Source organism: Mumia sp. Pv4-285, from assembly GCF_041320275.1.
Taxonomy (GTDB): Bacteria; Actinomycetota; Actinomycetes; order Propionibacteriales; family Nocardioidaceae; genus Mumia; species Mumia qirimensis.
The window spans coordinates 3,907,771-3,920,609 of record NZ_CP162023.1; the positions used below are offsets into that span (position 1 = coordinate 3,907,771).

At 71.7% G+C, this 12,839-nt stretch carries 13 protein-coding genes and 1 pseudogene; 3 read left to right on the top strand and 11 right to left on the bottom strand.

The window, feature by feature from the left end:
* Positions 1-2: 2 nt before the first annotated feature.
* From AB3M34_RS18900 to AB3M34_RS18945, 10 genes and pseudogenes are all read right to left on the bottom strand, one after another.
* Positions 3-1,430 carry an NADH-quinone oxidoreductase subunit N gene (locus tag AB3M34_RS18900; protein WP_370616281.1) on the bottom strand — a complete coding sequence of 476 codons (1,428 nt, stop codon included), beginning with the start codon at positions 1,428-1,430 and terminating at the stop codon, positions 3-5.
* The gene (locus AB3M34_RS18905; protein WP_370616283.1) at positions 1,427-2,941 is read right to left on the bottom strand and encodes a complex I subunit 4 family protein; all 1,515 of its coding nucleotides are present in this window, start codon (positions 2,939-2,941) and stop codon (positions 1,427-1,429) included. The genes AB3M34_RS18900 and AB3M34_RS18905 overlap by 4 nt, the downstream gene beginning before the upstream one ends.
* On the bottom strand, positions 2,938-4,683 hold the full coding sequence (locus tag AB3M34_RS18910) for an NADH-quinone oxidoreductase subunit L (protein ID WP_370616284.1): 1,746 nt from the start codon (positions 4,681-4,683) through the stop codon (positions 2,938-2,940). The genes AB3M34_RS18905 and AB3M34_RS18910 overlap by 4 nt, the downstream gene beginning before the upstream one ends.
* Positions 4,680-5,012 (bottom strand): NADH-quinone oxidoreductase subunit NuoK, encoded by a 333-nt coding sequence (nuoK, locus tag AB3M34_RS18915; protein ID WP_370616286.1) that lies wholly within the window; start codon positions 5,010-5,012, stop codon positions 4,680-4,682. The genes AB3M34_RS18910 and nuoK overlap by 4 nt, the downstream gene beginning before the upstream one ends.
* Positions 5,012-5,515, bottom strand: coding sequence for an NADH-quinone oxidoreductase subunit J (locus tag AB3M34_RS18920; protein ID WP_370616288.1), 504 nt, complete (start codon positions 5,513-5,515; stop codon positions 5,012-5,014). The genes nuoK and AB3M34_RS18920 overlap by 1 nt, the downstream gene beginning before the upstream one ends.
* Before the next feature lie 161 nt (positions 5,516-5,676).
* Positions 5,677-5,973, bottom strand: a pseudogene (locus tag AB3M34_RS18925) (4Fe-4S binding protein); the annotation flags it as partial.
* Between the two features lie 104 nt (positions 5,974-6,077).
* Positions 6,078-7,031 (bottom strand): NADH-quinone oxidoreductase subunit NuoH, encoded by a 954-nt coding sequence (gene nuoH, locus AB3M34_RS18930; RefSeq protein ID WP_370616289.1) that lies wholly within the window; start codon positions 7,029-7,031, stop codon positions 6,078-6,080.
* On the bottom strand, positions 7,024-7,794 hold the full coding sequence (locus AB3M34_RS18935; protein WP_370616291.1) for an NADH-quinone oxidoreductase subunit C: 771 nt from the start codon (positions 7,792-7,794) through the stop codon (positions 7,024-7,026). Before AB3M34_RS18935 ends, nuoH begins: the two co-directional genes overlap by 8 nt.
* Positions 7,795-7,801: 7 nt before the next feature.
* Entirely contained in the window at positions 7,802-8,407 is a 606-nt protein-coding gene (locus tag AB3M34_RS18940) for an NADH-quinone oxidoreductase subunit B (RefSeq protein WP_370616293.1), read from the bottom strand.
* Positions 8,398-8,772 (bottom strand): NADH-quinone oxidoreductase subunit A, encoded by a 375-nt coding sequence (locus AB3M34_RS18945; RefSeq protein ID WP_370616294.1) that lies wholly within the window; start codon positions 8,770-8,772, stop codon positions 8,398-8,400. Before AB3M34_RS18945 ends, AB3M34_RS18940 begins: the two co-directional genes overlap by 10 nt.
* Before the next feature lie 110 nt (positions 8,773-8,882).
* Between AB3M34_RS18945 and AB3M34_RS18950 the strand changes: the two genes are divergently transcribed.
* From AB3M34_RS18950 to AB3M34_RS18960, 3 genes are all read left to right on the top strand, one after another.
* On the top strand, positions 8,883-10,904 hold the full coding sequence (locus AB3M34_RS18950; RefSeq protein ID WP_370616296.1) for a S8 family serine peptidase: 2,022 nt from the start codon (positions 8,883-8,885) through the stop codon (positions 10,902-10,904).
* A gap of 77 nt (positions 10,905-10,981) precedes the next feature.
* Complete coding sequence (locus tag AB3M34_RS18955) at positions 10,982-11,482, top strand: hypothetical protein (RefSeq protein ID WP_370616298.1); 501 nt, start codon at positions 10,982-10,984, stop codon at positions 11,480-11,482.
* A 17-nt stretch (positions 11,483-11,499) separates the two neighbouring features.
* On the top strand, positions 11,500-12,060 hold the full coding sequence (locus tag AB3M34_RS18960) for a DinB family protein (RefSeq protein ID WP_370616299.1): 561 nt from the start codon (positions 11,500-11,502) through the stop codon (positions 12,058-12,060).
* A gap of 24 nt (positions 12,061-12,084) precedes the next feature.
* On the opposite strand, the gene AB3M34_RS18965 is transcribed toward AB3M34_RS18960, so the two are convergent.
* Entirely contained in the window at positions 12,085-12,711 is a 627-nt protein-coding gene (locus AB3M34_RS18965) for an HAD family hydrolase (protein ID WP_370616300.1), read from the bottom strand.
* Positions 12,712-12,839 lie beyond the last annotated feature (128 nt).

Here is a 12,839-nt window from a genome sequence, read left to right on the forward strand (position 1 = left end):
GGTCAGGGCAGCGGACCGAAGATCAGCGTCGGATAGACCGAGGTGGCGATGAGCAGCGTCACACCGACGGCCACCACGGCGTACGCGGTGGTGGCGCCGCGACCGCTGCGCACCGCCGCGCCGGTCGGAGCCTCTGCGCCGGCACGGTCGGCAGGAGCGAACGCGACCACCACAAGCCGCAGGTAGTAGACGAGTCCGAGCGCGACGTTGAAGGCCATCACCACGGCCAGCCACCCGTGGCCGCCCAGCACGACCGGCTGGAGCACGACGTACTTGGCGACGAGGCCGATGACCGCCGGCGGGAACCCGGCCAGGGCGAGCAGCCCCATCACGAGTGCCACCCCGATCAGCGGGTCACGGCGGGCGACGCCGCGGTAGTGGGCGTACGAGGTGCCGCCGAGCCTGCGCACTCCGACCGCGGCGACCGCGAACACGGTCAGGTTGGCGACGGCGTACACGGCGAGGTAGCGCAGCGGCGCCGACAGGACGTCGTCGGAGGCGAGAGACACGGCCACCAGGGGGGCGAGCACGAAGCCGCCCTGGGCGATCGACGACCACGCGAGCATGCCGACGATGTCGCGCTGCGCCAGTGCGCCGATGTTGCCGATCGTCATCGACAGCGCCGCGACGACCGCGATGAAGACGTCCCAGCGAGGCTGCAGCGGGAGGAACGGGTACGCGAGGACGACGAGCAGCGCCGCGAGCGCGCCACCCTTGGACACGACCGACAGGAACGCGGCGACCGGGACGGAGGCTCCACGGTAGGCGTCGGGGATCCACAGGTGGAACGGCACCGCACCGACCTTGAACACCAGCCCGACGAGGACGAGCACCACGACGGCCGAGGTCGCCCGCTCGGGAGCGCGGCCGTCCTGCAGGCCGACGAGCACGCCCTCGTACGTGAGGGTGCCGGTGATGCCGTAGAGAAGCGAGAGCCCCATGAGGGTGATCGCCGTCGCCGTCGCCGAGGCGATGAAGAACGTCCAAGCCGACGACACGGCGACCGCCCGGTCGCGTCGCATCGCGACGAGCGCGATCGACGGCAGCGACAGCAGCTCGAGCGCCACCAGCAGCGTGACGAAATCGCTCGCTGCCGCGAGCGTCAGCGCGCCCGCCGTCGCGCTCAGGACGAGGAACGTCGACTCCCCCGCCGGCATCTGTGGGTCGTCCTCGAGGGCCTGGGTCAGCAGCACCACCGCGAGCGCGGACAGCAGGATGACCCACGAGAAGCCCGCGACGACTGCTCCGCTGGACCCGCTGTCGGCCAGCCAGGCTCCGGCGGCGACCAGCGACGCGAGCGCGATCAGCCCGGCTCGCCGCCAGCCGCCGGCGGGCCAGAAGGCGTCGACGACCAGCACGACGATCGCTCCGACCGCCACCAGCAGCGGCACGCCGGCCGAGGCCCAGTCCACCGCGTCCACGACCGTCATCGGGCGCCTCCCAGGATCGCCGGGATGCTGGGCTCCACGACACCCATCACGAGGCCGGGGACGAGACCGAGCACGAGCACGGCCACCACGAGCACGACGGCGATGCCGCGCTCCGACCCGGCGAGGTCGGTGTCCGAGTCGTGAGGCGTCGGCACCCCCTGGAGCGTGCGCCGGAGCATCCGGAGGAAGTAGGCGGAGGTGAGCAGGACGCCGAGCAGGGCGCCGACCAGCAGGACGGCGGCCAGCGCCTCACCGAGGCCTGCACCGTCGGTGCCCGCTGCTGCCTCGTACGTGCCCCGCAGCGCCATCATCTCGCCCCAGAAGCCGGCGAGACCGGGGAGGCCGAGGCTCGCGAACGACGCGAACGCCAGCACGACGGCCAGCGCCGGCATGCGGGCGTACATGCCGCGGCCGAGCACGGACAGCTCGGCGGTCCCGAACCGGCGCTTCAACGAGCCCGCGTTGAAGAAGAGCAGCGCGGTGACCACGCCGTGCGCGACGCTCGCGAACACCGCCGCCGCGATGCCGATCTCGGTCAGCGTCGCGATGCCGAGCACCACGAACCCCATGTGGCCGACGCTGGAGTACGCGATGAGGCGCTTGAGGTCGACCTGCCGCAGGCACGCCAGGGCGGCGACCACGATGCCGACCACCCCGAGCAGCCCGAGCCACGGCGCCAGGTCACGCGCCGGACCGGGAAGGACTGCGACGAGGACCCGGAGGAGCCCGTACGTCCCGAGCTTGAGGAAGACCGCGGCGAGCAGGACCGACCCCACCGTCGGCGCCTTGGCGTGCGCGTCGGGAAGCCACAGGTGCAGCGGCCACACCGGCGTCTTGACCGCGAGACCGAGCGCGATCATGCAGGCCGCGAACAGGGCCCAGCCGCCGTCGATCTGCCCGCCGAGTGCCGTGAGCTCGGGGATCTGCACGGTGCCTGCGAGCGCCCACACCGTCACGAACCCGACGAGCATCAGCGCCGACCCGACGACGGTGTAGAGCAGGAACCGTGTCGCTGCCGTGCGCCGCCCGGCCCTGTCGAGCGGGTCGCCCCACCGGGCGATCACGAACCACATCGGGATCAGCGCCAGCTCGAAGAACACGAAGAAGAGCACGAGGTCGAGTGCGGCGAACACGCCGATCGAGGCCGTCAGCACGACCATCACGAGCCCGACCAGCGCCGGCGTCGCGTTGTCGCCGGCGGGCGGGTCGTCGACGAGCGCCCAGCAGACGAGCGCCGTCACCAGGGCCGTCATCATCAGCAGCGGGAACGAGATGCCGTCCATCCCGAGGTGCAGGTGCAGGTCGAGCGAGCGGACCCAGACCAGGTCGACCTCGGCGGTGTAGCCGTCGCCGTCCCCGGCGACCCACGTCACCAGGAGCAGCAGAGCGACCGCGACCGACACACCGACGCCGGACCAGGCGGCGAGCCGGTCGGTCAGCATGCCGCGCAGGACCACGAGGAGCAGCGCCGCCACCGCGGGCAGCGCGAGCGCCACCACCAGCCCGTTCATCGGACCACCACCAGCGCGGTGATCGCCAGGGCGCCGACCGCCAGGACGGTCACGTACGTCTGGGCGTTGCCGTTCTGCGCCCGGGCGAGCGCGCGAGACAGCCAGACGCTCACACCGGCGGCGGCACGCGGGTAGAAGCCGATGACGTCGCGGTCGGTGGCGACGACCAGGTCTCCTGCGCGACGTGCGGCCACGGCGGCGCCTTCGTATCCGAGGTCCCACTCGAGCTCGCGGGTGAACGCAGGCTGGAGGGGCCCGAGCAGCCCGGCCGGGTCGCGACCCGAGGTCGTCGTCCGCCAGGCCAGCCATCCGGCCGCGCCCACGATCGCCGTCGTGACCAGGCCCATCAGCAGGTCGAACGGCATCGCGAGGCTGAGCAGGAACGTCACCGCGGCAAGGACGATCAGGGGCCCGACCATCAGCGGCGGGGACTCGTGCACCGCCGCAGACACCCGCACGGGCGCACCCTCGCCGATGAAGGTCTGCCACCAGGCGCGGAACGCGTAGACGACCGTCACCGCGGCGGTGACCAGCCCGACCGCGAGGACGACGACCGCCACCACCGGCGCCACGGGCGCGTCGTGGCCGATCGCGTGCCACGCCGACTCGAGCACCGCGTCCTTGCTGAAGAAGCCGACCGTCGGCACCACACCCGCGAGCGCGGCGAACCCGACGGTGCCGGTGAGGAACGTCCACGGCATCGCCGCGCGCAGCCCACCCATGTCGCGCAGCGCCGTGGACCCGATCGCGTGCGCCACCGACCCGGCGACGAGGAAGAGCAGCGCCTTGAAGGCACCGTGGGAGAGCAGGTGGTCGATGCCCGCGTCGTAGCCGCCGACGGCGAGCGCGGCGAACATGTACGCGAGCTGGCTCACCGTCGACCAGGCGAGCACACGCTTGAGATCGGCGGACGTCAGGGCGAGCAGCGCCGCGAGCAGCATCGTGACGCACGCGATCGCCGCGAGCACCGTCATCGTCACCGCGGAGGCGGCGAGCACCGGATAGAGCCGGGCGACCAGGAAGACGCCCGCCGCGACCATCGTCGCCGCGTGGATCAGCGCACTGATCGGCGTCGGGCCCGGCATCGCGTCGGCCAACCAGGTGTGCAGCGGGAACTGCGCCGACTTGCCGACCACGGCGACGACGAGCAGGAGGCCGATCGCGGTCAGCCCCTCCGGTGCACCCGGCGAGGCCATCGCCGTGAGGACCTCGCTGATCTCGTACGTGCCGAAGGTCTGCCCGATCGCGAAGATGGCGACGAGCAGCCCGAGGTCGCCGATCCTGGTCAGCAGGAACGCCTTCACCGCGCCGGCGCGAGCAGGCGACAGCTCCCAGTGGTGGCTGATCAGCAGGTACGAGCAGACGCCCATGACCTCCCACCCGACCAGCAGCAGCCACAGGTTGTCGGCGACGACGACCGTGGCCATCGCCACCAGGAAGAGCTGGATGATCGTCGAGTAGGAGCGGTAGCGGGAGTCGCCCGCGAGGTAGGCCACCGAGTAGACCTGGACGAGCAGGCCCACCGACGCTGCGAGCAGGAGCATCACGGCGCTGAGGTGGTCGACGTAGAAGGACACCGACACCCCCAGCAGGTCGCCGCCGTCGACGAGCGTCGTCGTACGGCCGGCCGGCAGGCCGTACGGACCGGTGTCGTCACCGAGCCTGGGGAACGCGACGACCGCGGCGCACACGGCGAGGACAGCCGTGATGCCGACCGCCGACGAGGAGTAGCGGCGGTTCACAGCTCGTCACCGCCCTCGGCGAGCATCGACGTCGGCGGATCCTGCCCGTCGACGTCGGCGTTGCCGACCGCCCTGAAGAGCGCGAGCACGATCGCGAGACCGAGCCCGATCTCGGCGGCTGCCAGCGCGATCACGAACAGGGTGAGGGACTGGCCGGTGTGCAGGTTGTCGGCCCACCAGGTGTCGAACGCGACCAGGTTGAGGCTCGCCGCGTTGAGCATGAGCTCGATCCCGAGCAGCACCATCACGGCGTGACGACGGGCGAGGACGGCGTACAGGCCTAACCCGAAGAGCCCGCACGACACGGTGAGCGGGAGCATCAGCGGCATCAGCGCTCACCCCTGCGCGTCAGCACGATCGCGCCGACCAGCGCCGCGAGCAGCACCACCGAGAGCACCTCGAAGGGCAGCACCCACGTCCGGAAGATCGCATCGCCGAGACGCTCGGCCGTGCCGACCCGGACCGCGTCCTTCTCGATCACCTCTCCCCCGAACCCCGCCCACATCACCGCGCCCAGGGCGACCGTCGTCGCCACGGCCACCACGGTCGACAGCGGCTGGTTGGCGGTGACGGTGGCGGAGCCCGGGCCCGTCGGCGTGCGGGTCAGCATCAGAGCGAACAGCAGCAGGACCACGACGGAGCCCATGTAGATGAGCACCTGGACCCAGGCGACCAGCTCGGCCGCCAGCAGGACGTACAGCCCGGCGACGGCGCCGAGCGTCACCACCAGCCACAGCGCCGCGTGCACGATCTGGTCGCTCGTGACGACGAGGAACGCCGACACCAGGGCGACCAGCCCGAGCGCCGCGAAGATCACCGTCACCGCCGTCATGCGTCAGGCTCCGGGGCCTCGCGCTCCGTCGACTTCTCCGCCTCCCGGTGGGCTGCCTTCTCCGCCACCGCGATCTCCTTCGGATCCTCCGCGGCCGGATCGAGGGGCTGCGGCGGCGGGACCGTCCACATCCACTCGCGCAGGCGGTCCTTGTCGTGCGTCAGGTCGCGGATGTCGAGCTCGGCGTACTCGAACTCGGGCGACCAGTGCAGGGCGTCGAACGGACAGACCTCGATGCAGATCCCGCAGTACATGCACAACGAGTAGTCGATGTCGAAGCGGTCCAGCACGTTGAAGGACCGCTCGCGTCCACCCTCCGTCGCCGGCGGAGCGGTCTCCTTGTGCGAGTCGATGTAGATGCACCACGCCGGGCACTCCCGGGCGCAGAGCATGCAGGAGGTGCAGTTCTCCTCCTGCAGCGCGATCACTCCGCGACTGCGTGGCGGCAGGTCCGGCATCACGTCCGGGTACTGCTGGGTCACGGCACGGTGGGTCAGGTTGTGCCAGGTCACCTGCAGACCCTTGACCAGACCGCTGCCCTTCACGGCACGTCCGAACCTGCTCATACGAGAACCACCACCGTCGTCAGGGCCAGCTGTCCGAGCGCCACCGGCACCAGGACCTTCCAGGCCAGTGCATTGAGCTGGTCTTCGCGCATGCGCGGCCACGCGACACGGAACCACACCACGCAGAACGCCACGACCATCGTCTTCACCAGGGCCCACAACCAGCCGAGCTCGTCGGACGAGGGGCCGCGCCACCCGCCGAGGAAGAGCGTCGTGGTCAACCCGGCGAGCACCAGGATGCCCGCGTACTCGGCGAGGAGGAACATCGCGAAGCGCATGCCTCCGTACTCGGTGTACGGGCCGAGCACCAGCTCCGCGTCGGCGATCGGCATGTCGAACGGCGGACGCTGCAGCTCGGCGAGCCCCGCGATCACGAAGACCACGAGCGCGGGGAGCTGCCACACCAGCCACGACCACTGCCACGCCTCCGCGATGCCGACCAGCGACAGCGTGCCGGCCATCATCGCCACCGAGACCGCCGACAGCACCATCGGCAGCTCGTAGCTCATCAGCTGGGACGCGACACGCAGGCCGCCGATCAGGGAGTACTTGTTGGCGCTGGCCCAGCCGCCCATCAGCGAGCCGAGAACGCCGATGCTCATCACCGCCAGCGCGAAGAACAACCCGACGTCGAGGTCCGCGCCGACCATGCTCGGCCCGAGCGGGATGACGAACAGGACGACGAGGTACGGGACCAGGGCGACGGCCGGCGCCAGCGCGAACACCGTACGGTCCGCCGCCCGCGGTGTGACGTCCTCCTTCTGGACGAACTTCACCCCGTCGGCGACCAGCTGGGCCCAGCCGTGGAAGCCGCCGGCGTACATCGGACCGACGCGCGACTGCATGTGCGCCATCGTCTTGTGCTCGATCTGCCCGATGAGCAGGGGCAGCACGAGGAAGGCCGCCAGCACGAGGAGGCAGCGCAGCGCGATCTCGAGGACGTCAGCCATCGCCGGCTCCCTCACCGGGGTCCGGCGTGGGCTCACCGGGTGGCTGGCGACGCGCCCGACGTGGGCGCGCGGGGCCGGACGCAGGCCCGGCGGTGGCGTGGGCCAACGGGTCGGGCGCCGGCGACCCCGGCTCCCTCGGGCCCCACTGCTCGGCGTCGGGAACACCGGGCGGACGCATCCGGCGACGTCCGGGCGACGCGTCGGCCGCCGCGACGTCGTGGTCCGACTCCCCGGGCTCCTTCGCGCCCGGCCACGGCTTGACGACCCGCGACGCCAGCACGAAGTCCTTGCGGAGCGGATGGCCTTCGAAGGCGTCCGGGAGCAGCAACGTGTCGAGCGCGACGCCGTCGCGGAAGTCGATCCCGAACATCTCGTGGGTCTCGCGCTCGTGCCACGCAGCGCCCGCGTAGACGCCGACGACCGAGTCCAGCACTGGCTCCGCACGGGCGACCGTGGTCTGCACGAGGACGTCGCGTACGGCCGTCCTGGCGACCCCGGGCGACAGGGCGGCGACATGGCACACGACGCGGAAGCCGCCTGCGAGCTCGGGCTCGTCGGCGTACGGCGTGGGCCCCCCGGCCTCGTCGACGGCACTCAGCCAGTCGAAGTAGGCGCACCCCGCCCGGTCGCGCAGCGCGGTCAGGATCGGTCGCCACCACCCGGAGGGGACGGTGAGCGTGAGCTGCCCGAGGTGGTCGGAGGCGGTGACGCGGTCGCCACCGATCACCCGCCCCAGGTCGAGGACGTCAGAGGCCCATCCCATCGCCGTCCTACCCGTCCCGCTCGGGCGTGACCGGGGGCCGGAGGAGCGAGGAGACCGACCGGCGTGGACCGGTGCGCCCGTAGCGCTCGGCGAGGTCCTCGCCGGCGATCTTGTCCTGGAGCGTGACGATGCCCTGGAGCAAAGCCTCCGGACGCGGCGGGCAGCCCGGCACGTAGACGTCGACGGGGATGATCTGGTCGACGCCCTTGGTGACGCAGTAGGAGTCCCAGTACGGCCCGCCGGAGTTGGCGCACGAGCCGAACGAGATCACGTACTTCGGGTCGGGCATCTGGTGGTAGAGGCGCTCGATCGCCGGCGCCATCTTGTCGGTGACCGTGCCCGAGACGACCATGAGGTCGGCCTGGCGTGGACCGGGCGCGAACGGGATCACACCGAGGCGGATGAAGTCGTGCCGCGCCATCGACGCGGCGATGAACTCGATCGCGCAGCACGCGAGCCCGAAGTTGAACACCCACAGCGAGTAGCGGCGCCCCCAGTTGAGCAGGTAGCGCACAGGGCGAGGCGCGAGGGCGGACCCGATGCCGAGGTCTGTCTCGCCGAGACGCTGCAGCGACGGGACACCGAGCGGTACGGGCGCGGGCGTCACGTCCACGACAGCACCCCTTTGCGCCAGGCGTACACGAGCCCGACCGCGATGAAGCCGAGGAACACCGCCATCTCGACGGCGGCGGCCCACCCGATGGACTCGAAGACCACCGCCCAGGGGAACAGGAACACGGCATCGACCGCGAAGATGACGTAGAGGAAGGCGTAGACGTAGTAGCGGACGTTGCTCTGCGCCCACCCGACGCCGACGGGGTCCACTCCGGACTCATACGTGAGCAGCTTCGCGGGCGTGGTCAGCGTGGGGCGGAACAGCCTGTTGACCCCGAGCATCCCTGCCGCCAGCAGCACGCCGACCCCGATGATCGCGGCCACCGAGGCGTACGACGCGAGGTAGTCGGGGTAGTCGGACATGCGCCTGAGTCTAGGGGGTCGAGCGACCGGCGCACGGACTGCAGGGCGGCGTGTGCCGGCGGCGCGGGCCCGTGGTGACCGCGACCCCTCGAACCGTCACACTAAGGCCCATGCCCCGTCTGATCCGACCCCTCGCCCTGGTCGCGTCCGCGAGTCTCGTGCTCGCCGTGGCCGCGCCAGCGATCGCCGATCCTGCCGAGCCTCGCGGCCGAGCAGCGACCCCTGGGACCGCGGCCGCCCCAGGAGAATCTCCCGCCCCCCTCAACGTCGCTCCTGCGGCCCGCGCCGTCGGCCTCCTCATCACGTACGACGACGCTGCGCAGTCCGTGACGAAGGCCTCGCGCCGTGTCGTCGAGTCCCAGGGACTCGACACCGAGGCCACCACGACGCCGGTCGAGGACGGGGTCGCGGCCCTGGCCTTCGACGCCCCCGCAAGCCTGGCCGAGGCCGAACAGGCCGCGAAGAAGGTCGAGGCGCTGCCCGGCGTCGCCTCGGTCGAGCCCGACGTGCTGGTGACCGCAGCCGCCGCGCCCCCCGTGCTGAACGACAGCGCCTGGTGGCAGCAGTGGTACATCCGTGACACCTTCGGCACGCACTCGTACGCCGCATGGCCGGCGACGACCGGACGCGTCGTCGTCGGCGTGATCGACACCGGACAGACGTCGCACCCCGACCTCGACGGCAAGATGGTCGCCGGCATGGACTTCATCTCCGCGGCATGGGTGGCCCGCGACGGTCACGGCCGGGACACCAACCCGCGCGACGAGGGCGACTGGCTCACGGGGGCCGAGGGCTGTGGCGCAGCGACGAGCAGCTCGTGGCACGGCACGCATGTCGCCGGCATCGTGGGCGCCCGGGCCAACAACGGCCAAGGCATCGTCGGCAACGCCCCTGGGGTGCGCATCCAGCACCTGCGGGTGCTCGGCACGTGCGGAGGCTCGACCTCGGACATGGCCGCGGCGATCACCTGGGGATCCGGCGGCACGGTCGGCCGGCTGCCCCGCAACCGGACGCCTGCGAAGGTGCTCAACCTGTCGTTGTCGGGTCGCTCCGACATCTGCCCCAGCCCGCTCCGCAAGGCGATCCTCAACGCCCGCGCCCGCGGTTCGGTCGTCGTCGTCGCGGCGGGCAACGACAGGATGGACGCGAGGCTCTTCACTCCTGCGAACTGTCCCGGAGTGGTCGTGGTCGGAGCGACCAACAAGCTCGGCCAGTCCGCCGGCAAGGCCCCCGTGAACGGGCTGTACCACCCGTACTCGAACTACGGCCCGGCCGTCGACCTGTCGGCTCCCGGCGGCGACCTCGTCAACGGGGGCGCGATCCTCTCGACGGTGAATGCCGGAGCGACCAGGCCCACCAGCGCCGCGTGGGCGCAGCAGGCGGGCACGAGCATGGCCTCACCCTCGGTCGCTGCCGCGGCCGCGTTGATCGCGTCGACCGGATACCACTCGCCGGCCACCATCGAGCACGCACTCCGCTGGGCCGTCAGGCCGTTCCCGGCACACGTCTCCGGCTACGCGCCGTGCGTCCGCGCGGACTGCGGCACCGGCATCCTCGACGTCTCCCGGCTGACTCTCGCCAAGACGTCGCCCGTCCTGCGAGGCGTCGCGCGGCGTGGCCAGGTGCTGACCACGAACGCCGGCACCTGGCTCGGGAGTCCGACCGGCTACAGCGTCCGCTGGCTCCGCAGCGGTGTTCCCATCCCCGGCGCGTACGCCTCGTCGTACCGCGTCGCCGTCGCGGACGGCGGCGCGCTGATCCAGGCGCAGGTCGCCGGTCGCAAGGGTGCCGGATCGCCTGTCCTGTGGCGCTCGACGGCAGGCCTGCGCGTGCCCAAGGTCGCGTCGGCGGTGCGGCTTCGCGTCAAGCCGAAGGCGACCCGGTACGGCCGCAACGGCGCCAAGCTCGTCGCCACCGTGCGTGTCGCTGCCGGCTCGGCGAAGGGGAAGATCGTCTTCCGTGACGGCAAGAAGCGCCTGAAGTCCGTCAAGCTGAAGAAGGGCAAGGCGGTCCTCACGCTGAGGTCGACGAGGCTCAAGCGTGGCAAGCACACGATCAGGGCGACGTTCGTCCCGAAGCGCTCTGCCTTCAGCCGGTCCGTGTCGCGACCGCGGACCTTGCGCGTGAGGTAGCCCGGACGGCGACAGCCGATCGATCGGGGAGGGCGGGGACACGCGTCGTGTCCCCGCCCTCTCGTACGCTCGGGCGCATGACCGAGACCACCTCGTCCCCCGACCCTCTGATGCAGCGCGTGACCGACGCGGTGGCCCTGGGTCGCAGCGACCGGGCCGCCGCGCGCGACGCCCTCGCCGCGACCTGGTTCGAGGTGGGTGACGACGGTGACCCGTTCTACCGCTGCGTCATCGCGCACTACCTCGCCGACGTCACCGCCGACCCCGAGGACGAGCTGCTGTGGGACCAGCGCGCGCTCGACGCGGCCCACGAGACGACGGACGCCCGTGCCCAGCAGTACGACGCGAGCCTGGCGATCGCCGGGTTCTTCCCGTCGCTGCACCTCAACCTCGCCGACGTCCTGCGCCGGCTCGGCCGCTTCGACGAGGCCGCAGTCCACGCCGAGCACGCGGCGGCCCGGGTCGACATCCTTCCCGACGACGGCTACGCGAGCACGATCCGAGAGGCGCTCGCAGGCGTCAGGTACGCCATCGCCGCTCGTGACACCGGCCCGCGGGAGTCGTCTCCGAGCTCGTAGCCAGCGACGATAGGCGCATGAGCGAAGAACCAGCGCGCTGGAGCAAGGCGTCGGTCTATCCCGACATGTGGGCCGACCCCGACGACGACCCGCGCACGAACGACGGCGGCACCCCAGACGGCGAGCTCGCGACGCTGCTCGACTTCCTGGCGAACTACCGCCTGACCCTGCTGATGAAGTGCGACGGGCTCGATCCGGAGCAGCTGGCCCGCCGGTCGGTCCCGCCCTCGACGATGTCGCTGCTCGGCCTGGTCCGCCACCTCGCCGAGGTGGAGCGCGACTGGCAGAGCTGGATCACCGACGGCGACCCGCTTCCCACGCTGTACGGCGCGCGTGACGCGGACTTCGACGGGGCCGTCGCCGAGCAGGCCGTCGTCGACGCCGCGTACGCCGACCTCGCGCGCGAGCAGGCCGCGACCGATGCCGCGCTCGCCGCACACCCGGACCTGGGCGCGCGGCTGGGCAAGGACCAGGTGTCCGTCAGAGAGCTGATGGTGCACCGGATCGAGGAGTACGCCCGGCACTGCGGCCACGCCGACCTCCTGCGTGAGTGCGTCGACGGACGGGTCGGCCAGTGACGCGGGCGAGCCTGTCGCGCCTGGTCAGCCGGAGACCGGTGCCAGCGGGAGCCCGCGGGCGACCAGGTCGCGGCGGAGCGCCTCGGGGTCGGTGAAGCGGATCGCATCCATCCCCGCGCGAGCAGCAGCCTCGATGTTGCGCGGCAGGTCGTCGACGAACACGACGCCGTCGAGCGAGCGTCCGACTCGGGTCGCGAGGACGTCGAAGATCCTCGGGTCCGGCTTCGCGAGTCCCTCGGCGCCCGACACGACGATGTCGTCGAACGCGCCGAGGACGTCGAAGCGCTCGAGCGCGTGCCCGAAGAGCTCGGCCGACCAGTTCGTCAGGGCAACGAGGGGCACCCCGGCGGCGTGCAGCTCGCGCACGATCGCCACCGAGCCTTCGATCTCACCGACGAGCGACGCGGCGAAGTTCGCGCGATAGGCGGGGATCTCGTCTGCGTAGTGCGCGAAGGCCGCGAGCGCGACGCGCTCGGCCTCGTCCCAGCCACGCCCCGCGTCCTGCTCGTGATTCCACCCTCCGAAGTCGAAGTCGGGATCCGCGACGAAGGCCCGGGCTCGCTCCTCCCCCACGCGGGCGGCGACGGCGGGGACGGGGTCCCACCGGATGAGGACGTTGCCGAGGTCGAAGACGACGAGGTCAGCTGCCATGCCTCCACGCTACGGGGCGAGGACGTGCGCAAACGACCGGCGCCTGCCGACCGGTGCGTCTAGTCTCAGGACCGTTCGGCAGTCTCGGGCACAGGGGGCCGAGCGCTTCACGAGAAGGGCTCGTTCAG